At 67.2% G+C, this 21,346-nt stretch carries 17 protein-coding genes and 2 pseudogenes; 10 read left to right on the forward strand and 9 right to left on the reverse strand.

The window, feature by feature from the left end; genetic code table 11:
• A complete protein-coding gene (locus tag OG948_RS15205) occupies positions 1 to 525 on the forward strand; it encodes a carboxymuconolactone decarboxylase family protein (protein WP_395870356.1) in 525 nt (174 codons plus the stop codon).
• Between the two features lie 375 nt (positions 526 to 900).
• Here the strand turns inward: OG948_RS15205 and OG948_RS15210 are convergent, their stop codons facing one another.
• Positions 901 to 2,208, reverse strand: a complete 1,308-nt coding sequence (locus OG948_RS15210; RefSeq protein ID WP_406297004.1) for a TetR/AcrR family transcriptional regulator — start codon at positions 2,206 to 2,208, stop codon at positions 901 to 903.
• A gap of 321 nt (positions 2,209 to 2,529) precedes the next feature.
• On the opposite strand from OG948_RS15210, the gene OG948_RS15215 reads away from it, so the two are divergent.
• Positions 2,530 to 3,690: a steroid 3-ketoacyl-CoA thiolase gene (locus OG948_RS15215; RefSeq protein ID WP_406297006.1), complete on the forward strand. Its 1,161-nt coding sequence runs from the start codon at positions 2,530 to 2,532 to the stop codon at positions 3,688 to 3,690.
• 97 nt (positions 3,691 to 3,787) lie between these two features.
• On the opposite strand, the gene OG948_RS15220 is transcribed toward OG948_RS15215, so the two are convergent.
• The 4 genes from OG948_RS15220 to OG948_RS15235 form a co-directional block, all read right to left on the reverse strand.
• The gene (locus OG948_RS15220) at positions 3,788 to 4,348 is read right to left on the reverse strand and encodes a transglycosylase SLT domain-containing protein (RefSeq protein WP_406297008.1); all 561 of its coding nucleotides are present in this window, start codon (positions 4,346 to 4,348) and stop codon (positions 3,788 to 3,790) included.
• Positions 4,349 to 4,936: 588 nt separating this feature from the next.
• Positions 4,937 to 6,253: a PhoH family protein gene (locus OG948_RS15225; protein WP_406297010.1), complete on the reverse strand. Its 1,317-nt coding sequence runs from the start codon at positions 6,251 to 6,253 to the stop codon at positions 4,937 to 4,939.
• A gap of 291 nt (positions 6,254 to 6,544) precedes the next feature.
• Positions 6,545 to 7,306, reverse strand: a complete 762-nt coding sequence (locus OG948_RS15230; protein ID WP_360311901.1) for an isoprenyl transferase — start codon at positions 7,304 to 7,306, stop codon at positions 6,545 to 6,547.
• 220 nt (positions 7,307 to 7,526) lie between these two features.
• Positions 7,527 to 9,335 (reverse strand): phosphoenolpyruvate carboxykinase (GTP), encoded by a 1,809-nt coding sequence (locus tag OG948_RS15235; protein WP_406297012.1) that lies wholly within the window; start codon positions 9,333 to 9,335, stop codon positions 7,527 to 7,529.
• Between the two features lie 245 nt (positions 9,336 to 9,580).
• Here OG948_RS15235 and OG948_RS15240 point away from each other — a divergent pair, with 245 nt between their 5' ends.
• From OG948_RS15240 to OG948_RS15250, 3 genes are all read left to right on the forward strand, one after another.
• Complete coding sequence (locus tag OG948_RS15240) at positions 9,581 to 10,246, forward strand: hemolysin III family protein (protein ID WP_395870344.1); 666 nt, start codon at positions 9,581 to 9,583, stop codon at positions 10,244 to 10,246.
• A gap of 172 nt (positions 10,247 to 10,418) precedes the next feature.
• Positions 10,419 to 12,017, forward strand: coding sequence for an MFS transporter (locus tag OG948_RS15245; RefSeq protein ID WP_406297014.1), 1,599 nt, complete (start codon positions 10,419 to 10,421; stop codon positions 12,015 to 12,017).
• Positions 11,989 to 12,618, forward strand: coding sequence for a TetR family transcriptional regulator (locus OG948_RS15250; RefSeq protein ID WP_406297016.1), 630 nt, complete (start codon positions 11,989 to 11,991; stop codon positions 12,616 to 12,618). Before OG948_RS15245 ends, OG948_RS15250 begins: the two co-directional genes overlap by 29 nt.
• A gap of 639 nt (positions 12,619 to 13,257) precedes the next feature.
• Here OG948_RS15250 and OG948_RS15255 read toward each other — a convergent pair.
• Positions 13,258 to 15,321: a thioredoxin domain-containing protein gene (locus OG948_RS15255; protein ID WP_406297018.1), complete on the reverse strand. Its 2,064-nt coding sequence runs from the start codon at positions 15,319 to 15,321 to the stop codon at positions 13,258 to 13,260.
• A gap of 206 nt (positions 15,322 to 15,527) precedes the next feature.
• Here OG948_RS15255 and OG948_RS15260 point away from each other — a divergent pair.
• Positions 15,528 to 15,671: pseudogene (locus OG948_RS15260) on the forward strand (adenylyl cyclase); the annotation flags it as partial.
• A 255-nt stretch (positions 15,672 to 15,926) separates the two neighbouring features.
• On the opposite strand, the gene OG948_RS15265 reads toward OG948_RS15260, so the two are convergent.
• A complete protein-coding gene (locus tag OG948_RS15265) occupies positions 15,927 to 16,292 on the reverse strand; it encodes a hypothetical protein (RefSeq protein ID WP_406297019.1) in 366 nt (121 codons plus the stop codon).
• Between the two features lie 364 nt (positions 16,293 to 16,656).
• Here OG948_RS15265 and OG948_RS15270 point away from each other — a divergent pair, with 364 nt between their 5' ends.
• Both OG948_RS15270 and OG948_RS15275 read left to right on the forward strand, forming a co-directional pair.
• Complete coding sequence (locus OG948_RS15270; RefSeq protein WP_406297020.1) at positions 16,657 to 16,899, forward strand: type II toxin-antitoxin system VapB family antitoxin; 243 nt, start codon at positions 16,657 to 16,659, stop codon at positions 16,897 to 16,899.
• Positions 16,899 to 17,318, forward strand: coding sequence for a PIN domain nuclease (locus tag OG948_RS15275; protein WP_406297022.1), 420 nt, complete (start codon positions 16,899 to 16,901; stop codon positions 17,316 to 17,318). Before OG948_RS15270 ends, OG948_RS15275 begins: the two co-directional genes overlap by 1 nt.
• Before the next feature lie 21 nt (positions 17,319 to 17,339).
• On the opposite strand, the pseudogene OG948_RS15280 reads toward OG948_RS15275, so the two are convergent.
• A pseudogene (locus OG948_RS15280) lies at positions 17,340 to 18,051 on the reverse strand (DDE-type integrase/transposase/recombinase); the annotation flags it as partial.
• Between the two features lie 820 nt (positions 18,052 to 18,871).
• Between OG948_RS15280 and OG948_RS15285 the strand changes: the two are divergent.
• Positions 18,872 to 19,423, forward strand: coding sequence for a hypothetical protein (locus OG948_RS15285; RefSeq protein ID WP_406297024.1), 552 nt, complete (start codon positions 18,872 to 18,874; stop codon positions 19,421 to 19,423).
• A gap of 45 nt (positions 19,424 to 19,468) precedes the next feature.
• Positions 19,469 to 20,335 carry a hypothetical protein gene (locus OG948_RS15290; protein ID WP_406297026.1) on the forward strand — a complete coding sequence of 289 codons (867 nt, stop codon included), beginning with the start codon at positions 19,469 to 19,471 and terminating at the stop codon, positions 20,333 to 20,335.
• Between the two features lie 16 nt (positions 20,336 to 20,351).
• On the opposite strand, the gene OG948_RS15295 is transcribed toward OG948_RS15290, so the two are convergent.
• On the reverse strand, positions 20,352 to 21,212 hold the full coding sequence (locus OG948_RS15295) for a hypothetical protein (RefSeq protein ID WP_406297028.1): 861 nt from the start codon (positions 21,210 to 21,212) through the stop codon (positions 20,352 to 20,354).
• Positions 21,213 to 21,346 lie beyond the last annotated feature (134 nt).

The following is a 21,346-nucleotide window of genomic DNA, read 5'->3' on the forward strand; positions in this document are numbered from 1 at the left end:
ATGGGTCTCGACGTCCTGAAGGCCGCTCTGCCCGAATACGCCAAGGACCTCAAGCTCAACCTGGGTTCGGTCGTCGGCAACTCGAAGCTCGCCGAGCAGACGCTGTGGGGCACCGTCCTCGCCTGCGCCATCGCCACGCGTAGCCCGAAGGTGCTCGCCGAACTCGAACCCGAGGCCAAGAGCCGACTGTCCGACGAGGCGTTCACCGCCGCCAAGGCCGCAGCCGCGATCATGGCGATGAACAACGTCTACTACCGCTCGATGCACCTCATCGGCGACCCGGAGTACAGCAACCTCCGTGCCGGGCTGCGGATGAACGTGATGGCCAACCCGGGTGCCCCGAAGGCCGACTTCGAGCTGTGGTCGCTGGCCGTCTCGGCGATCAACGGCTGCGGTCGGTGCCTGGAGTCGCACGAGCAGGTCCTGCGCAAGGAGGGCGTGCCCCGCGAAACGATCCAGGAGGCGATCAAGATCGCCGCCGTGATCCACGCGGTCGGCGTGACGCTGGAGACCGACCAGGGCTGAGCACGCCCTGATCGCCCACCGGCGAACACCCCACGGCACCACAGGCAGCACAGGCAGCACAACGCCGGAACATCACGAGAGCCCGTCCCCACCCGGGGACGGGCTCTCGTGCGTCCGCGCCCGCATCCGCGTCCCCGCCCGCGCCGCGCGCTCATCGCCTCGCGCGCGACCGGGACACCGGACGAGAGCGAATCACCCACCGCGAACGGACCACCCACAAAGCCCCCGTAGCCCACCACAGCCGAGTCAGCCCACGCAGCCGAGTCACCCGCCGAAGCCGAACCGGCCCAGGCCCGGACCCAGCCCCAGACCCAGGCCCGGAGCCGGAGCCGGAGCCGGACCCGGGACCGGGCCCCGACGCCCGATACCGCGCGCTCACGCCGCCCTCATCCCCACCAACGCGACCTCCCGGTAAAGCCCCACCGCGTCCCGGACCCCCATCCCGCGATAGATCCGACTCCCGGTCGAGATCGCCGTGCGCAGCACCCGCTGGGTGAACACCGGGTCCAGGTCCGGGTGGAAGTCGCCGGAGCGAATGCCGGCGGACAGCGCCCGGGTCCAGGTGTCCGAGACCTTCGCGCGCTGCGCGGCCAGCCGGCTCGCCGGCAACTCGTCGCCGCGCACCTCGTTTATCGCCAGCACGGTGGACACGCCGTGGCACGCGTGCGCCTCCACGGTCCGCCCGATCAGCCCGGCCAACCGCTCCACCGGGGTCGGCCGCGCGGCCGCGTCCTTGTCGAACGCGGTGCGCAGGTCGCCGAGGAACTCGCCGAGCAGTTCGGCCAGCAACTGCTCCTTGGAACCGATGTGATGCGCGAGGCTGCCGACCGGTACGCCGGCCAGGTCGGCGATCCGACGCACCGTGGTGCCCGCGTACCCGTCCTGTTCGAAGAGCAGGTTCGAGGCGATCCGGATCCGGGTGCGCGCGTCGGTCCGGCGCGGCACCCGGGCCATCCGACGCTCGGCCTCGACCCTGGCATCCTCGACGGGGCCGACCCGACGCAGCGTCGGCGCCGCGTAGCGGGCCGGGCCGAGCAGATTGCAGATCCGCTGCGAGGCGTAGCGCCCGGGCCGCACGATGCCGCGCACGAACACGTCCACGAGACGTCCCGCGGCCGCGTCCGGGTCGTAGCGCCCGCTCGGCCGGTACCACTGCGCCATCCCCCACACCGCCGATTGCAGCATCAGCGACAGCAGCACGGGGTGCAGGTCCCGACGCAGGCTGCCGTCCTCGATGCCCCGGCGCAGCACCCGGCCCCACAGGATGGACGCCTCGGCGGTGCGGTCGGAGAGCCAGACGAAGCCCTCGGTGCGGGAGAGTCGGCGCGACTCGCCGACCACCACGATCGCCGCGTCGGGGCTGTTGCCGATCACTTCGAGGCTGTCCCGAAGCAGGCCGCGCAGCGTCGCGATCGGCTCGTCGCCGCGATCGACGGTGGCCCGCTGTCGGCTCATGATGTCGGCGAAGAAGGTGTCGAGCACTTCGAGCAACATCGCTTCCTTGGACGGGAAGTGGTGGTACAGGCTGCCCGAGAGCATGTCGGCGGACTCGGCGATCTGGCGGACCGTGGTGGCCCCGTAGCCCCGCTTGGCGAACAGCGCACAGGCGTGTCTGATGATCTCCGCGCGTCGATCCGCTCGCGGCCTGATGTGACGCTCCGCACCCGCTCGATCGCTCAACACGGGCCAAGCGTAGTACGCCTGGGAATCCCATGCGGAATCTCACGTTCCGGTAGTCCCTCCGCGCCCCACCGGCCTCAACGAACCCACCCGACGCAAGGGCACGGGGCGTTCCGGCGCGGATCGGGGACCCCCGGATCGGGCGAAGCCGGCGATCGGGAGATTCCCAGGTGCCGCGAGGATCGGGAGCCCCGGTGTCACCTCGATCATATCCTTGACTTAGTCATACACCTGGGGCAGGGTGAGATCAGGCTGGATCAATGCGTCGCCACTCGTGGCCCGGCCCCGAGGACCGGCCACTCAGGACTCGCTAGGAGCGACCTCATGGGCAACCCCGTCATCGTCGAAGCCGTGCGCACGCCCATCGGCAAGCGCAACGGCCGGCTCGCCGGTCTGCACCCGGTGCAGCTACTCGCCGCCGCCCAGCGCGGGTTGATCGAACGGGCCGGGATCGACGCCGAACTCGTCGACCAGGTGATCGGCGGCTGCGTCACCCAGGCCGGCGAGCAGTCGGGCGACATCGTCAAGCACGCGTGGCTGTACGCCGGATTGCCGACCCGCACCGGCGGCACCACGATCGACTGCCAGTGCGGATCGGCCCAGCAGTCGGTGCACCTGATCGCCGGGTTGATCGCGACCGGCGCCATCGACGCGGGAGTCGCATGCGGCATCGAGTCGATGAGCCGCAACCCGCTCGGGCACACCGCCAAGCCCGGCCAGAGGTCCAAGCCGGAGGACTGGGCGATCGACCTGCCCGACCAGTTCACCGCCGCCGAGCGGATCGCCCGCAACCGGGGCATCACCCGCGCCGACGTGGACGCGCTCGGCGTGCGCTCGCAGGCCAACGCCAAGCGCGCGTGGGAGGAGGGCCGGTTCACGTCGCAGGTGATCACGGTCGAGGCCCCCGTACTGGACGCCGAGGGCAAGCCCACCGGTGAGACCGTCCCGGTCGACCGCGACCAGGGTCTGCGGGACACCACGATCGAGAGCCTGACCAAGCTCAAGCCGGTGTTGCCGGACGGCATCCACACCGCGGGCAACTCGTCGCAGATCTCCGACGGCGCCGCCGCGCTGCTGATCATGGACGAGGACAAGGCCCGCGCGCTGGGCCTGCGTCCGCGCGCGCGGATCGTCGCCCAGGCGATGGTCGGCGCCGACCCGCACTACCACCTGGACGGTCCCAACGACGCGACCGAGCGGCTGTTCGCCCGCTCCGGGATGTCGATGTCCGACATCGACCTGTTCGAGGTCAACGAGGCGTTCGCGTCCGTCGTACTGTCCTGGGCCCAGGTGCAGAAGGCCGACCTGGACAAGGTCAACGTCAACGGCGGCGCGATCGCGCTCGGCCACCCGGTCGGCTCCACCGGCGGCCGACTGCTGACCACCGCGCTCTACGAACTCGAGCGCACCGACAAGCAGTTCGCGCTAGTGACGATGTGCGCCGGCGGCGCCAACGCGTCCGGCACCATCATCGAACGCATCTGAGGCCCGGTCGGCCCCGGACACGATCGAGCCCCGCGCGCCGGACGGCGTGCGGGGCTCGACCCGTGTTCATGGGCGAGTCGATCGACTCGCGGCCCACTCAGTACCAGTTGTGGCTCTGCCAGAACGTCCACGCCTGGCACGGGCTGCCGTAGCGCTCGTTCATGTAGCTCAGACCCCACTTGATCTGCGTCGCGGGGTTGGTCCGCCAGTCGGAGCCGGCCGAGGCGTACTTGCTCGCGGGCAGCGCCTGCATCAGGCCGTACGCGCCGGACGACTTGTTCGTCGCGTCGACCCGCCAGCCGCTCTCCTTCGTGACGATGTTGCTGAAGCACGTGTACGCGCTCGCGCTCATCATCGACTTGGCGATCGCCTGGGCGTCGGCGGCGGACGCGGACACCTTCTCCACCGCGCCGCGGTTGTCCGAACGCGCCGCGCGCTCCTCGGCGGCCTTGCGGTCGGCCTCGGCCTTGTCGGCCGCGGCCTTGTCCGCCGCCGCCTTGTCCGCCGCCGCCTTCTCGGCCGCGGCCTTCTCCGCGGCGGCCTTCTCGGCGGCGTCGCGCTCGGCCTTGACCCGGGCGGCCTCCTCGGCCTGAACACGCTGCGCCTCGTCGTAGGCGGCGGTCTGCGCGTCGGCCTGGTGGGTGATACCCGTGCTCAATTGCTGCGCCTGGGGGGCGGCAGGAACCTCGAGAAGCTTCGTCGTGCTCGCTTCGTCTACCGTCTGGGCGTCGGCGGACGCGGAAACGCCCGTGCCACTGAATCCGACGACGGCGCCAACGGCCGTGACAGCGGTGGCAGACGCCACGGCTATCCCCCGAACCGAGATCCGGCTCACACACGTTCCTTCCGGCAGGCGCGCACCGCGAGCGAAGCGGCGAACGAGTCCAACCCCCGGTCTTCCCACACTCCCGGAGGGAGTGTTTCGGCCCCGGCGCCGGGTGGTTCACCCGGCGCGTGCGTGGGCGGCGTACAGCAGGTCATGTGTTGAGTTGTCGGGCACAGCCGTACGCGGGGGTCTTACAAGTCCAGCAGCCTGCCTCAGCCAAACATTCGGAAGCAATTTCCCGGGGCGTGGCGAACATCACAAGTCCCGGAACGGCCAAGCCTTTTCCCTTTTCGCCTGAGACCGTTTCCACCCGGAATATGCGGACACGGCGAGGCCCCGCCGTCGACGTCTCGAAGCAGTCGAGACGTCGCCGACGGGGCCGGTCGAACCGTTGTCTCCGGGCCCCCACCAGGGCATCGGTCAGCCCGGCAGGTCCTCCAACATCTCGGTCACCAGGGCCGCGATGGGCGAGCGCTCGGACCGGGTCAGCGTCACGTGCGCGAACAGCGGATGCCCCTTGAGCTTTTCCACCACCGCGACCACCCCGTCGTGCCGACCGACCCGCAGGTTGTCCCGCTGCGCGACATCGTGGGTGAGCACCACCCGCGAATTGCTGCCGATCCGCGAAAGCACGGTCAGCAGCACATTGCGTTCCAGGGACTGCGCCTCGTCCACGATCACGAACGCGTCGTGCAGCGACCGGCCGCGGATGTGGGTGAGCGGCAGCACCTCCAACATCCCGCGCGCGACCACCTCCTCGATCACGTCGGACGTGGTGACCGCCGACAACGTGTCGAAGACCGCCTGGGCCCAGGGGCTCATCTTCTCGTTCTCGGTGCCGGGCAGATAACCGAGCTCCTGGCCGCCGACCGCGTACAGGGGACGGAAGACCATCACCTTGCGGTGCTGATTGCGCTCCAGCACCGCCTCCAGGCCCGCGCACATCGCCAGCGCCGACTTGCCGGTGCCCGCCCGGCCGCCCATCGACACGATGCCGATGTCCGGGTCGAGCAGCAGGTCGAGAGCTATCCGCTGCTCGGCGCTGCGTCCGTGCAGACCGAACACGTCCCGGTCGCCGCGCACCAGGCGGACCTGCTTGTCGGCGGTGACCCGACCGAGCGCCTTGCCGCGTTCGGACACCAGTACCAGTCCGGTGTGGCAGGGCAGGTCGGCGGCCTGCTCGATGTGGGTGCGATCGCGCTCGAAGAGGGCGTCGATGTCGGCCGAGTCCACCTGGAGTTCGGCCATCCCCGTCCAGCCCGACGTGTTCACCAGTTCGGCGCGGTACTCCTCCGCGCTCAGTCCCACCGCGGATGCCTTGACCCGCATCGGCACGTCCTTGGACACCAGCGTCACATCGTGTCCCTCGGCCATGAGGTGCCTGGCCACCGCCAGGATGCGCGAGTCGTTGTCGCCCAGCCGGAATCCGGGTGGGAGCACGGTCGCGTCGATGTGATTGAGCTCCACCCGCAGCGTGCCGCCGGATTCCCCGATCGGTACGGGGGCGTCCAGGCGGCCGTACTGCGTGCGCAGTTCGTCCAGCATCCGCAGCGTTTGACGGGCGAAGTAACCCAACTCCGGGTGGTGCCGCTTGGCCTCCAACTCGGTGATCACGACGACGGGAAGAACCACCTCGTGCTCGTCGAACTTCAAGAGCGCCGACGGATCGGCAAGGAGCACGCTGGTGTCGAGGACATACGTCCGGTGCTGCGGAGCACGGCGTTGGATCGTGGCCACGGAGTGCCTCGCCCCCTCTCAGGGCACGCGCACCGTGCGCCCTGATCGCTCGGAGTCCGGGCCCCGGCCCGAAGGCCGGGTGCCCGGCCCTCCTGTCGCCGTGAACTGTGGAGCCTGTAGTGCACGGAAGGGCCTCCCGGGCAGGTGACGGGGTGTCACCCACATAGCGCACCGGCCCACATGATGTGTGCCGGCCCGACGGGGTTATTCCCGTCCGCGGGGACTCCAACACAAACCGGATGATCACATGCCGATGGAATCCCGGGTCTGCGCAGGCACGATGACGAGGCGTCAGGCGCCGTAGCGGCGATGCCGGGCGGAGTAGTCGCGCAGCGCCCGGAGGAAGTCGACCTTGCGGAAGTCCGGCCAGAAGGCCTCGCAGAAGTAGAACTCCGAATGCGCGCTCTGCCACAACAGGAAACCGGACAGCCGCTGTTCACCCGAGGTTCGGATGACCAGGTCCGGATCGGGCTGGCCGCGGGTGTAGAGGTGTTCGGCGATGTGCTCGACATCCAGCACCTCGGCCAGCTCCTCGATCGAGGTGCCCTTGCCGGCGTGCTCCACGAGCAGCGAGCGCACCGCGTCCGCGATCTCGTGCCGACCGCCGTACCCGACCGCGACGTTGACGAATACGCCGGTCAGGTCCGCGGTCTCGGTCTCGGAGCGCTTGAGCACCTCGCGCGTGTGTTCGGGCAACAGGTCCAGTGCGCCGACCGGGTGCACCCGCCAGCGCCGCGCGGCGGCCAGATCGGTGACCGCGTTCTCGATGATCACCATCAGATCGGCCAGTTCCTCGGGCGGCCGATTGAGGTTGTCGGTGGACAGCAGCCACAGCGTGACCACCTCGACGCCGACCTCTTCACACCAGGTGAGCAGCTCGTGGATCTTGTCGGCACCCTTGCGGTGCCCCTCGGCCACCTGTTCGCCGTACGCCTTCGCCCAGCGGCGGTTGCCGTCCAGGATGACGCCGACGTGACGCGGTATCACCGTACGGTCGAGCGACGCCTCGATGCGCTTGCCGTATGCGCCGTATGCGAGGTCCCGCAGGCCCATGTCCACCTGCTCCTCCGTCCGTGATCACCCGCGCCGAAAACCCTACTCCCGTCCGACACCCGCTCGACGTCACGCGGCGGAGGGCGGGCGTGAAGATGCGGTGAAGGTCGGCTCGCGGACGGCGTGTCGCGCGCTCATCCGAGGGTGGCTTTCCGAACGCCGAGGGCCCGGCGGGAGAGATCCCGCCGGGCCCGGAGCGTACCGGTATTTCGACGTCGAGTCAGCCTCGGCCGTCGAGTCGCGCGACCAGCTTGTCGTACTCGTCCCACAGTCCCTGCGGGGTGTGCGAGCCGAACTTCTCCAGGTGCTCGGGGACCAGCGCGGCCTCCTGCTTCCAGATCTCCCGGTCCACGCTCAGCAGCAGGTCCAGCTCGGCGTCGGTGAGGTCCAGACCCTTGAGGTCCAGCGACTCGCGCGTCGGCAGTACGCCGATCGGGGAGTCCACACCGTCGGCGAGCCCTTCCAGGCGCTCGACGATCCACTTGAGCACGCGGCTGTTCTCACCGAAGCCGGGCCAGACGAACTTGCCGTCGGCGTCCTTGCGGAACCAGTTCACGTAGTAGATCTTCGGCAGCTTGTCCGCCGAGGTGGCCTGGCCGATGTCCAGCCAGTGCGCCATGTAGTCGCCCATGTTGTAACCGCAGAACGGCAGCATGGCGAACGGGTCGCGGCGCAGCTCGCCGACCGTGCCCTCGGCCGCGGCGGTCTTCTCCGACGCCACGTTCGCGCCGAGGAAGACACCGTGCTGCCAGTCGAAGGACTCGGTCACCAGCGGAACCGCGCTGGCCCGACGACCGCCGAAGAGGATGGCCGAGATCGGCACACCCTTGGGGTCCTCCCACTCGGGCGCGATGGTGGGGCACTGCGACGCGGGGACGGTGAACCGCGCGTTGGGGTGGGCGGCGGGGGTCTCCGACTCGGGAGTCCAGTCGTTGCCCTTCCAGTCGATCAGGTGCGCGGGCTTGTCCTCGGTCATCCCCTCCCACCAGACGTCGTTGTCGTCGGTGAGCGCGACGTTGGTGAAGACCGAGTTGCCCCACATGGTCTTCATCGCGTTGGCGTTGGTGTGCTCGCCGGTGCCCGGCGCGACACCGAAGAAGCCCGCCTCGGGGTTGATCGCGTACAGCCGGCCGTCCTCGCCGAACCGCATCCACGCGATGTCGTCGCCGACGGTCTCCACCTTCCAGCCCGGAATGGTCGGCTGGAGCATCGCCAGGTTGGTCTTGCCACACGCGGAGGGGAAGGCGGCGGCGATGAACTTCGGCTCGGCGCCCGAGGGAGGCGTGAGCTTCAGGATCAGCATGTGCTCGGCCATCCAGCCCTCGTCGCGCGCCATGACGGACGCGATCCGGAGCGCGTAGCACTTCTTGCCGAGCAGGGCGTTGCCGCCGTAGCCCGAGCCGTAGGACCAGATCTCCCGGTCCTCGGGGAAGTGCGTGATGTACTTCTCGGTGTTGCACGGCCACGGCACGTCCGCCTCGCCCTCGGCGAGCGGGGCCCCGACGGTGTGCACGGCCTTGACGAACTCTCCGTCGGTGCCCAGGAAGTCCAGCACCGCCTGACCCATCCGGGTCATCGTGCGCATCGAGACCGCGACGTAGGCGGAGTCGGTGATCTCCACGCCGTAGGCGGACAGCGGCGAGCCGACCGGACCCATGCAGAAGGGCACCACGTACATCGTGCGGCCACGCATCGAGCCGGCGAACAGGCCGCCGAGCTTGGTGCGCATCTCGGCCGGGGCTATCCAGTTGTTGGTCGGACCCGCGTCCTCCTCCTTCTCGGAGCAGATGTAGGTCCGGTCCTCGACGCGTGCGACATCCCGAGGGTCGGAGGTCGCGTAGTAGCTGTTGGGGCGCTTGTTCTCGTCGAGCTTGCGGAAGGTGCCCTTCTCGACGAGGAGGTCGGCGAGGCGCTGGTACTCCTCTTCCGAACCGTCACACCATTCGATTCGGTCGGGCTGAGTCAGCCGGGCGATCTCGCTCACCCAGTCGAGCAGCTGCCTGTGTTTCGTCGGGACCTCGTTGGCCACGATCGCTCCATTTCGCGCCTGGGACGGCGAGTCCCCGGCGTCGGGGTTGAGGGTTGCGGGGATTTTATCCGGTCATCCGAACGCGGAACCGCCCGGGACAGGTCCCCACCTGGAAGTTGTGCCCCGTACCGGACCGAAAACCCCAAAGACGTGCGGTTTCGCGCCCCTCCGGGACAAGATCTCCCGTGATGCGTCTCACTTCGTACTTCCCAGTAACCTACGTGGGCGTAAGTACACTCGGCGACATGAGTGTGGACGCGCACGCCTTGACGGCGCCCTTGACGCCCATCAAACCCAAGCTGCGCGGATGGATCCACGCGGGGACCTTTCCCCTCGCCGTGGCCTCCGGCATCGTCCTGGTCGCCCTGGCCGGGGATACCAAGTCCCGCATAGCGTGTGGTGTGTTCGCACTGACCGCGGCGATGCTCTTCGGCACGTCCGGGGTCTATCACCGAGGCAACTGGGGACCGCGCGGCGAGGCGGTACTGCGCCGACTCGATCACGCCAACATCTTCCTGATCATCGCGGGTACCTACACCCCTTTGACCATTCTATTGCTGGGCAAAAGCGATCAAATCCTGCTCTGGGTGGTGTGGATCGGGGCGCTCGCCGGGATCGGTTTCCGGGTCTTCTGGATCGGCGCGCCACGCTGGCTCTACACCCCCATCTACGTCGCGCTGGGCTGGGCCGCGGTGTTCTACCTGCCCGAGTTCATGCGTGAGGGCGGCGTCGCGGTGGTGGTCCTGGTGATCGTCGGCGGCGTGCTCTACAGCCTGGGCGCGGTGGTCTACGGGATCAAGCGACCCAACCCCTCGCCGCAGTGGTTCGGCTTCCACGAGGTCTTCCACGCCTTCACGCTGCTCGCGTTCGCGAGCCACTTCGTCGCCGTCGCCCTGGTGGCGCTCGACTGATCGCCCCCACTCATCGGCCCGAAGGCCCGCGACTCCGTTCGGAGTTGTGGGCCTTCGGGCTTTTCCGGGTTTTCCCCCGAGCTTGGGCTGCTCTTTGCCGAGGAAGTTGACTGTCGCTGGATTTTGAGAGCTACTGTCATAAGACAGATGCACTCAATAGATGGGGACAGTCATGGATGCGACGAAGCATGAGCCGAGTCCGGCGAACGAAGCCGAAGGGCCGCCCGACCCGCGGCGGTGGTGGGCGCTGGGCGCGCTGGTGGTCGGACTCCTGGTGGTCGGCCTGGACACCACGATCATCAACGTGGCGATGCCGACGATGAGCGAACAACTGGGCGCGAGCACGGGCGACCTGCAGTGGATCGCCGACTCGTACATCGTGGTGTTCGCGGCGCTGATGCTCCCGGCCGGACTGATCGGCGACCGCTACGGCCGGCGGCTCTTCCTGCTGGTGGGGCTCGCCATCTTCGGCGTCGGCTCGGTGGTCGGCGCGCTGGTCGGCTCGGTCGAGGGGGTGATCGCGGCGCGCGCGCTGATGGGCATCGGCGGGGCGTTCATCATGCCGCTGTCGTTGTCCATCCTGCCCTCGCTCTTCCCGGCCGCCGAGCGCGGCAAGGCGATCTCGATCTGGGCCGCGAGCACCGCGCTGGGCATCCCGCTCGGCCCGATCCTGGGCGGGCTGCTGCTCGAGCACTTCTGGTGGGGCTCGGTGTTCCTGATCAACATCCCGATGGTCGGGCTGGCGCTGCTCGTGTGCGGGTTCCTGCTCCCGGTGTCGCGCTCGGCCGACGCCCCCAAGGTGGACATCGCGGTCACCGTGCTGGTGGTCGCGGGGCTGACCACGCTGATCTTCGCGCTGATCGAGGCGCCCGAGTGGGGCTGGGGCGACCCGCGCGTGCTCGCGCTGTTCGGCGCGGCGGCGCTGATCATCGCGAGCCTGGTGGTGCGCGAGACCAGGGCCCGGCGGCCGATGATCGACCTGGGCCTGTTCCGCGACCGCAACTTCCTGTGGGCCACGATCGCCGCGCTGGTGCCGTCCTTCGCGATCGCCGGCGTGTTGTTCCTGGTCCCGCAGCGGTTCCAGGCCGTGGACGGCCACAACGCGTTCGGCACCGGCCTGCGGCTGCTGCCGCTGCTGGCCGGACTGTTCGTGGCCTCGGTGTTGAGCGCCAAGCTCGCGGCGCGGTTCGGCTACAAGGTGGTCATCCCGAGCGGACTGTTCGTGCTCGGCTGCGGACTGCTGCTGGGCGCGACCGGCTCGGTGGATGACGGGTACGGGTGGATCGCCTGCTGGCTCACCGTGACCGGCCTGGGCCTGGGCCTGTCGCTGGTGCCCGCGATGGACGCGTTCATGGCCACTCTGGCGCCGGAGCGCACCGGGATGGGATCGGCCCTGGTGCAGACCCTGCGGCAGGTGGCGGGTGCGCTCGGGGTGGCGATCCTGGGCAGCGTGCTCGCGTCCGCCTACCTGGACCGAATCGACACCACCGGCCGCCCGGGCCCGGTCGCGGACACCGCGCGCGACTCGATCGGCGGCGCGGCCAAGGTGTCGGCCCACGGCGCGGACCCGGCACTGCTGGACTCGGCCCGCGAGGCGTTCGTGCACGGCATGAACCTGAGCCTGCTGATCTGTGGCGTCAGCGCACTGGTGCTCGGCGTCGCGGTGGCGATCTTCCTGCCCAGGCGCATCGCCGACGCACCGGCGCCGGCGGCGAGCCCGGCCGGACCGGGAGAATCGAGGCATGACCGCGAAGGAGTCCTCCATCCGTGACCTGGCCGCCTCACCCGTGGGGCTGCGCGAGCGCAAGAAGATCAAGACCCGCCAGGCGATCCGCCGGGAGGCCTACCGGCTCTTCCGCGAACACGGCTACGACGCGACCACCGTCGACCAGATCGCCGAGGCGGCGGAGATCTCGCCCAGCACCTTCTTCCGCTACTTCCCCAGCAAGGAGGACATCGTGCTCACCGACGAGTACGACCCCCTGATGGTGGAGATCCTGCGGACCGCGCCCGAGGGCATGAGCCTGCTCCGGGTGGTGCGCACCGCCATCCTGGACACGCTGCGCGAGATCCTGCACGAGGACCGCGAGGAACTGGTCACCCGGATGACCCTGATCCTGGAGGTCCCGGCGCTGCGCCGGCGCAACTACGAGCACCAGATGCAGACCTGGGTGATGATCACCGAGTCGTTCGCCGCCGGGACCGGGCGTTCGGCCGACGATCTCGAACTGCGGGTCGCCGCCGCCGCGATCGGCGCGGCACTGGCGGAGGCGATCGTGGGGTGGACCCGCGACGGCTGCACGGGGGACCTGGTCGCACTGGCCGACGAGTCCCTGGCCCTGTTGGAGCGAGGGCTGGGAGACAGCCCGTGAGAGGCGCGGCGGGCGTGGCGACGGGCGCGGCGCAGGCATGGGCGTGGCGCGTGCGCGGGCGGCTGCGTTGAGGCCGTGCCCCGGTCGGCGCGTCGGGGTGCATGCCCGCTACGCGGTCACGTCGGGCCGTCCGCTACGCGCCCGGGACGCACGTCCGCTACGCGCCCGCCACCCCACACCACACGACCAACCCGACCCGCAGCGCCCGGCCCGGACCGGAACCCGGCCGCGACCCCGGCCGCGCAGCGGACGTGCGACCCGCCCCGTAGGGGCCGAGCAACCCGGCTCGGAGAGACCGACCCGACCCCGAACCCGTAGGGGACGCGCAACCGGCCGGCCGCGCAGCGGACGAGCACCGGTCGGCTCGACCGGGTTGCATGCCCGCTCCGCGGTCACGGTCGGGCCGTCCGCTACGCGCCCGGGACGCACGTCCGCTACGCGCCCGCCACCCCACACCACACGACCAACCCGACCCGCAGCACCCGGCCCGACCCCGGCCCGGCCCCGGCCGCGCAGCGGACGTGCGACCTGCCCCGTAGGGGCCAAGCAACCCGGCTCGGAGAGACCGACCCGACCCCGAACCCGTAGGGGACGCGCGACCGGCCGCGCAGCGGACGAGCAACCCGGCGTGCGTCGGGCTCAGGCTCGGGCAACCGCCTTGGCCAGCACCTGTTCGGCCAACTGTTCCGGGTCGGTCACCGGGGCGTCGCAGGTGAAGTGCCGACACACGTACGCCGCCGGCAGGCCGCCCACCAGCGGCCGGTCGCGCAGCAGCGGTACCGGCGACTCCTCGGCCGGGTCGCCCATCGCGACCACCGCGCCGGGGGCGGTGGACATCAGCGCGGTCAGGTAGAGCGCCCAGGTCGCGTCGTCGTCACGGGGGCCGACCACGGCGATCTCGCGCGGCCCGTCCAACCACGCCTCGGCGACCGCCAGGCCCCAGCCGATCTGCCGCGGTGCCCGGGCGGCCAGCATCCGTACCAGGCCGAGCGCGCGGCCGGCGGCCTCGCGGTGGTCCTCCGAGCCCAGGTGCGCCGCGTAGCCGAGCAGGGCGCCGGCCGCCCCGGTCCAACCGGACGGGGTGACCCCGTCGGTGGGGTCCTGCGGTCGGCGGAAGAGCTCCTCGGCGTCGTCGGCGGTGTCGTAGAACGCGCCCTCCTCGTCCACGAAGTGCCCCAGCACCACGTCCACGAGCACGCCGGCGAAGGTCAGCCACGCGTCGTCCGAGGTCACCGCGTACAACGCGAGGAAGCCCTCGGCGACGTCCGCGTAGTCCTCCAGGACACCCGCGTTCGGTCCCGGTCGGCCGTCCCGCGAAGTGCGCACGAGCCGGTCGCCGAGCTCGTCGTCCTCGTCGCCGCCCAGGTGCACCGCGAGCAGCAGGTCGGCCGCCGCGAGCGCGGCGTCGAGCAGGTCGGGGCGGGAGAACAGGGTGCCGGCCTCGGCCAGCGCCGCGATGGCCAGCCCGTTCCACGCGGCCACGACCTTGTCGTCGCGGCCCGGCCGGGCCCGCTCCTCGCGCGCGGCCAGCAACCTGGCCCGCACGTCGGTCAGTCGCTCGACATCCTCGGGGTCGTCGAGCAGTTGCAGGACGGACATGCCGTGCTCGAAGGTGCCCTCCTCGGTGACCGCGAACACCCGGGCCGCCCACGTGCCGTCCGCCTCGCCCAGCACCTCGATCAGTTGCGCCGGGGTCCAGGCGTAGAACGCGCCCTCGACCGACCTGCCCTCGGCGTCCGGGCTGTCCGCGTCCAACGCGGAGGCGAACGCGCCCTCGGGGGTCCGCAGTTCGCGGACCAGGAAGTCGGCCGTCTCCAGCGCGATCCGACGGGCGAACTCGCTTCCGGTGGCCCGCCACAGGTGGGTGTACACCCGGATCAACTGGGCGTTGTCGTAGAGCATCTTCTCGAAGTGCGGCACCACCCATGCGGCGTCCACCGAGTAGCGCGCGAAGCCGCCGCCGAGTTGGTCGTAGATCCCGCCCCGGGCCATCGCCTCGCAGGTCTCCTGGGCGATCTCCAGGGCCGCCTCGGACTCGGTCCGGGCGTGGTGGCGCAGCAGGAACTCCAGCACCATCGACGGCGGGAACTTGGGCGCGTCGCCGAAGCCCCCATTCACGCGGTCGTACTCGCGCGCGAGCAGGGTCAGCGCGGTGTCCAGGTCCTCGGCGGTGGGTGCGTCGCCGCCCGTGTGCAGATCGCGCGGGGAGGCCAGGGATGTGGCGACCTGGAGACCGGTGCGGCGCACCTCGTCGTTGCGGTCGACCCAGGCCTTGTTGATCTCGTACATCACCTGCCGGAACGAGGGCATGCCCCGGCGCGCCTCGCTCGGGTAGTAGGTGCCGCAGTAGAACGGCTCGCCGTCGGGCGTCGCGAACACGGTCATCGGCCAGCCGCCCTGGCCGTGGTTCATCGCGACGGTGGCCTCCATGTAGACCGCGTCCACGTCCGGGCGTTCCTCGCGGTCCACCTTGATGGCGACGAAGTTCGCGTTGACGATCGCGGCGGTGGCCTCGTCCTCGAAGGACTCGTGGGCCATCACGTGGCACCAGTGGCACGCGCTGTACCCGACGCTGAGCAGGATCGGGACATCACGGCGGCGGGCCTCCGCGAACGCCTCCTCACCCCACGGCCACCAGTCGACGGGGTTGTCGACGTGTTGGAGGAGGTACGGCGATGTGGACCCAGCGAGACGATTCGGCATGGAACCATCCTCGCGCGCCGAACCCCACCGACCCACCAACCGGCCTGCGTCGAGCGAGTCGAGTCCGGCGTCCGCATCGCGCGGCGACCCGCGTCGGCGTGTGCGGGGGCCTGCGGCCGGCGGTCGGCGGTCGGCGCACCGCACGGGCCCGGTCCTCGCCGCGGCGCCGGTACACCCACCCTGCTCGGTTACGGGAAGAAGGATCGATGCACGAGTACGAGGCGAAGTTTTTGGCCGTCGACGTCGCCGGCCTCCGGGACAAGCTGATCGGGCTGGGTGCCGTCCAGGCGTTTCCCCGGACCCTGCTCACCCGCTGGATCTTCGAGACCGAAGCACTCGACGGCGGTGCGCTGTGGGGCACGGCTCCTTCGACGGCTGGAACGCCTGGGCGCTGCGCGACGGCACCACGCTGGATTCTCTACGGCAGCGGCTTCTGGACTCTCTGGCAAAGCAAGCTCCACAGGAGTCGGAGGACGCGAAGTTCGCCAGTACCCGGCACCACAGGCTGAAGAAGGCCCGGGAAGCTGCAGCAGAGGGGCATCCTGTCACGCTCACCGTTCGGGAACTCATCGGCTGGTGGGGCGCGGCCCGGCGCAGCTACCTGATCAGCGATCAACGGCGTCGGTGCGGCTGCCCGGCGGGTGCTTCAAGACCGCCGAAGGGCTGTTGGTGAGCCGGGAGAAGGCAACTTGGAACTGTGCGAGCGATGCGGCGATGTGCGCCCGAAGTGAGGCACCGAGTGCGCGTACCGATTCATCCAGGTCGTGGCGCAGTGACGTGCGGTTGGCAAAGTTCTTCCAGGCGTCGACACCACTGGCGAGTTCCAACCACTCCAGGACCTCTTCCACGATCACAGTCAGCGATAGGACGGTGCTGGCGCCGTGGCAGAGGTCGAGGGACGAGACGAGGGACTTCAACCAGTCTGGTGTATCAGCGGGCCAATGATCACTGACGTTGTAGTCGATCATCATCTCGGATCCGCATCGCGTGCGGCCCTCGCGGCAGATTGAGAGAGCTGTCCTGCCATATCACCCTCAGAGTCACGCAAGCTCATGTCGAGTCGGCCAAGGCAGGCGCTGACGGAGTGGGGATTCCCCTGCCGAGGATCGGTGGCCGCAGATGTCTTCCTCGCACCGGCAGCGAGCTGGTGGCCCGCATCAGTGTCAAGTCCGCGAACGCGTCCCAGTCGATCCAGCCAGCGGCGTACTCGAAACAGTGCCTGGCACTCCAGCAGACCGCGTGCCCGGCCGCTTCGGACAAACCTACAGAAGACGATATCACTTCCAGAGGCAGGATGATATCATTTGACGCACCTGATCATCCGAGGAGGCCAGCATGGCAAGGACAGTGATCGACCTTGATGAGGCCATGGTCGCCGAGGCCATGCGAATCTTCGACACCAAGACAAAAGCCCAGGCCGTACGGCTCGCCATGGAGGACGCCGTCAAACGGCACCTGCGACAAGAGGGCTTTGACGCCATGGATGCCGGCGACTTCGACTTCAGCGAAATCATCGAGACCACCGGTCCTCGCAACGCCGACGGTAGCCTGAAGCGCGATGGCGGCCGGGCCGCCTGATGCAGGACCGCTTCCTGATCGACAAATCAGCTCTGGCACGCTGGACGAAGCCCAGCGTGAGAGAGGTGCTGAAGCCTCTCCACGAGCGCTATCTGCTGGCAGTCTGCCAACCCACCGAGTACGAGATGATCCACTCGGCCCGGGATACCGGCGAGGCAACCCGAATCAGCACCTGGCTCCATGCCTTCGACTACCTTTCCAGTGACGACGGCGCCTTCACCCGCGCACTGGAGGTTCAGCGCCACGCTCTCAACGCGGGGTTCCACCGAGCGCTGTCACTCCCCGACCTTCTCATCGCTGCCACGGCAGAACTGAACCGGCTGACCGTCCTCCATTACGACGGCGATTTCGACATGATCGCCTCCCTCACCGGCCAACCCACCGAGTGGGTCGTGCCACCAGGCAGCGCCGACCGCTGAACGCTGCCGAGAGCGCTCGGTGTATTGACCCACGAGGTTAGTGACGCGGCTTGCGGGTGGTCGGCCGTTGAGTGCGGTGTGTCCGCGGTGGTGATTGTAGGAGTGCTGCCGATCCGGGAAGGTTTCGCGCCGTTCGGCTTCGGTGCAGTAGGGCGTGGCGTAGGCCCATTCGTCGGGACTCCACCTTGCCGTTGGTCTGCGGCCGATACGGGCGTGTGCGCTTGTGCGATATCCCCTGCGTCGCAAGGGTGTTGCGCCGGTCGTACGACTTGTAACGGGACCGTTGTCGGTCAGGACGCGTCGAACGGTGACGCCGTACGAGGCGAAGTAGGCATGGCCGCGGGTCCAGAAGGCGGCGGCGGTCTCCTCGCGCTCGTCGGTGAGGATCTCGCCGCAGGCGAGGCGGGAGTGGTCGTCGACGGCATTGAAGGTGGGCATATCCGGCTCCGGAGCTATTCCTGCGTCCGGCAGCGCAGCCGAGGGCCTTGTGGCCGCCGCCGTCGGCGGATGTTGCCGAGTTCTTGACGTCGACGTGGATCAGGTCGCCGGGTGCGGCGTGTTCGTAGCGGCGGACGGCCGCCCGGTGGCGGTCCAGACGGGTGAGGCGGGCGAGGCGGTAGCGGGTGAGGACGCGGTGGACGGTCGCCGGATTGAGCCCGAGAGGGAAGGCGATCCGGGCGGGTCCCCAACGTCGGAGCACGCGGACCTTGACGATCCTGCGCTCGGTCCGCGTCAGTGGCTGCTTCGAGCTTCAATGAACGATAGCGAGACCAGGAGTTCAGTCAGCAATGCGGCGTAGATGCTGTCCGCCACGTCTGATCGCTCGCCACTGGCCTGCGGGAACACGACCCCCGGCAGCATGGCTCAAGCCCCCTAGATGAACCGGCGGAGGACCTCATCAAAGACGTGCCAGTCGGCTCAGTGTCCGCAGTCCTCACAACGGTTCGGATTGAAGCCGCGTCCGTGCTGCCGCGTCGGCCGGTCGTTCAGCTGATCACGGAGACCGATCCTGCTGTCCTGCGTCTCAAGGAGATCTCACGCAACCTCGGCCGCTTCAGGGAAATCGATAGTGGTAAATGTGCCAGAATACGGGCGGCGCGATGCAAAAAATCGAATACCCACCAGAAAAGGAAGGAGTATCGTTCGTACTGCGCCTTGCAGGCCAGCGCTTCCACCTCCGGCAACGGAAACGTGGGGGCAGCCAGTCGAAGGAACATGACATCCGCATCGGACAGAGGAGCAGCCGATCATGAAGTCTGGACGATCGGAATGAATTAGGCCACTTCAATCTCTTGGCCCACCGAGAGATACCGCCAGAACCACATAGAGAACCGCTGGAGGCCAAGTCAGCAGGCCGCGTCCAATGCTTTCACAGTCGCGCCATTCCAATTGTCAACGCTCGGCAGGGCACTGGGGTAGATTCGCCATCACCTACGGTCATCACTACCTTGACCTCAATCCCGGGGATTGAGGTTATTGTAGGACAATTGACGGAAAGGTTTGACGGAGGTCACACTTGGATATCTTGCGGACTACCACCATGGAGGACGCACATGATCGCATCAATCGTGACAGCTGGAGCTGGTATCGTAATTGCGATCATGGCGTACTGGTTGAATCATCGAGGCGAGGTTCGCAGATCCCTCAGAAAGGAACGGATCAACTGGGTAAGCAGTCAGCTAAAAGAACTCTATGGCCCGCTTCTTGTTTTGGCCGAGACCAACGAACGAGCATGGAGAGAATATCGGAAATCATACTTTCCACCCTCTTCGGGAGAATCGCCAGAGAGCCCGCTAGCGGAATCCGTATCGACGCGATGGCACGTGTGGGTTGAGGCAGTCTTTGCTCCAAGGGCCCAGCAGATGAGGGAAATCATCACTGCACGCGGAGATCTCATTATTGGAAGAGATATGCCGGCAGTGGTACTTGACTTCTGTGCCCATGCGGCAACCTACGATGCCCTATTAGCGAACTGGGACACCATTGCCGTTAACGATTCCACGCTGATCCGTCATCCAGGAAGCAGTTTCCTGTCGTACCTACGCGAGTCGTATATCACTCTGAAAGCGGAGCAAGAAGAGCTGTTGAAATCGAGCCGACCGTAATGATGCCCCAGTCCCTGCGGCAACAAACGGAGAGGAAGAGTATTAATGAAAGTATTCCTGAGCTGGTCCGGGGAGCGCTCCAGGCAAGTCGCCGAGGCACTAAAATACTGGATTCCGGATGTCATCCAAGAGATTGATCCATGGGTCTCGAGTCAAGACATCGCCAAAGGAGGGAAGGGGATCGAGGAAATTACTCATGAACTTGCCGCCACGGACTTCGGAATTATCTGCGTAACGCCAGAAAACGAGGCATCAAGGTGGATAAATTTCGAGGCGGGTTCACTCGCCAAGCAATTCGCAATTGCACATGTCGCCCCATTTCTAATTGACATGAAGATCGCAGACCTAACCGGCCCTCTCGCTAAATTCCAGGCAACCGTGGGCGAAAGTCGGGACGACGTCCGAAAGCTCATTGGCGATATGAACAAGGCGTCAGCGGGACGAGTGGTGGCAGAAGATCGCCTGGAACGATCATTCGCGCGGAGCTGGCCTGAACTGGAAGGGGCTCTCCAAGAAGCCCGCAGAACTTCCCTGCCGGAAGGTTTACAAAATTCAATCAACCGGTCCGAGGCCGAGATGCTTGAAGAGATCCTCTTACTGGTTCGCAAACAAGAATATCGCGGGACGAACCTAGAAGGAAAGGCGAATCAAGCCGAGGAAAAGCTATCACGCAGCCGGCGCATCAGCGAGGACGAGTTCATCGTGACTTCATTTGCGAAGATTGGATGGCAGGTGACTAAGTCCTCATGGGGAAATGCCGAGGTGAACATTACCGCACGGCCCCCGGATGGGGGCGACGTATTCTTGTCGCGCGATTTCATTGAGCGCGTCGCCAAGTCTTTGGACAGGCCCGTGGTCGTGATGAACGAGTCGGGCAATTCACTAATCCGCGGCGGCGTCAACTTCCCTTAGCATGCGCACTATCGATTCACCGGTCGAACTTGACCTCTACAGGAATCGGCATGCTCTCCGTTTTCTTAAAGCGCAGGTTCTCGACTTTCTCTTCCTGAACCCAGGCGTTCCATGCCTTAATGTAAATAGCTACTTGCTCGCGCATGGTATACCGCCGCTTAATGCCCCTTTTCTTCATGTGAGGGACCTTAATCAGGGCGAGCCGCGGGTCTCCAATCTCAAGGTTCGCGCCTGAGGCCAACCCAACGATCCAGCTATCCACCTTGACTGCGGGGGCCGCCTCGGTCGTGACAAAATACCCCACTGCCACGCCAGTTTGACTCGCAAATACATGCTTGGAGACGTCGCGGCCCATGGCCACAGCTTCTCGATACATGTCACTGTCCTCGTTGTATGCTGCCAGGATCCGACCGTTCGCGATTCGGGATCCATTGCCACTCCACGATGAGTCCGGCATGTTCTTGAACAGAAGAACGTGACGAATGGTGGAGTGAAGCAAGGGGAGGTACTTCTCACCAGTGGAAGAAAGTGTGTCCACACCACTTCGACGCTTCCCTGTATCAAGGACAGGAAATGCAGTTCTCGGAAGTCCTTCGAAAACGTAAATCCACACCGGAACACAGGCCTTGATGATGGCATTCAATCGATGCTGGCCATCGAGGAGGCATCCCGTCTCAAGCGGTCCGTCGAGCGCAATTCCCTGGTGTGTCAACTGCCACTCCCCACGGATAATCGAATCAGCCAAGAAATCTACTTGCCCCCAGTCCAAGCGACGATTGACCACTGCCCGGGACAGCAGAATCTCTGCCATCTCTGGAGTAATTTGAGCGAGACGTGGTGTGGGCGCGCCCTGGAGAACCCCGCTATCGATGGCCATCCCAAGATGGTACGGGCCCTGACGGCGTAACATCACCAAAGATCTAAATTGATCATTTTCGAACGCTTATATCCAAATTTGGAAAGTCGAGCTTGCTGTAGCTAGACCACAGAGTCGATATAGGTCATCTATGC

This window comes from Embleya sp. NBC_00888, assembly GCF_045207655.1.
GTDB lineage: Bacteria > Actinomycetota > Actinomycetes > Streptomycetales > Streptomycetaceae > Embleya.

Excerpts from the sequence above, each read along its gene's own strand:
- OG948_RS15290 (WP_406297026.1), top strand. The coding sequence starts at position 19,469 with ATGAAAGTATTCCTGAGCTGGTCCGGGGAGCGCTCCAGGCAAGTCGCC.
- OG948_RS15240 (WP_395870344.1), top strand. The coding sequence starts at position 9,581 with ATGAGTGTGGACGCGCACGCCTTGACGGCGCCCTTGACGCCCATCAAA.
- OG948_RS15270 (WP_406297020.1), top strand. The coding sequence starts at position 16,657 with ATGGCAAGGACAGTGATCGACCTTGATGAGGCCATGGTCGCCGAGGCC.
- OG948_RS15275 (WP_406297022.1), top strand. The coding sequence starts at position 16,899 with ATGCAGGACCGCTTCCTGATCGACAAATCAGCTCTGGCACGCTGGACG.
- OG948_RS15230 (WP_360311901.1), bottom strand. The coding sequence starts at position 7,306 with ATGGGCCTGCGGGACCTCGCATACGGCGCATACGGCAAGCGCATCGAG.
- OG948_RS15250 (WP_406297016.1), top strand. The coding sequence starts at position 11,989 with ATGACCGCGAAGGAGTCCTCCATCCGTGACCTGGCCGCCTCACCCGTG.
- OG948_RS15265 (WP_406297019.1), bottom strand. The coding sequence starts at position 16,292 with ATGATGATCGACTACAACGTCAGTGATCATTGGCCCGCTGATACACCA.
- OG948_RS15285 (WP_406297024.1), top strand. The coding sequence starts at position 18,872 with ATGATCGCATCAATCGTGACAGCTGGAGCTGGTATCGTAATTGCGATC.
- OG948_RS15245 (WP_406297014.1), top strand. The coding sequence starts at position 10,419 with ATGGATGCGACGAAGCATGAGCCGAGTCCGGCGAACGAAGCCGAAGGG.
- OG948_RS15205 (WP_395870356.1), top strand. The coding sequence starts at position 1 with ATGGGTCTCGACGTCCTGAAGGCCGCTCTGCCCGAATACGCCAAGGAC.
- OG948_RS15295 (WP_406297028.1), bottom strand. The coding sequence starts at position 21,212 with ATGGCCATCGATAGCGGGGTTCTCCAGGGCGCGCCCACACCACGTCTC.
- OG948_RS15255 (WP_406297018.1), bottom strand. The coding sequence starts at position 15,321 with ATGCCGAATCGTCTCGCTGGGTCCACATCGCCGTACCTCCTCCAACAC.
- OG948_RS15215 (WP_406297006.1), top strand. The coding sequence starts at position 2,530 with ATGGGCAACCCCGTCATCGTCGAAGCCGTGCGCACGCCCATCGGCAAG.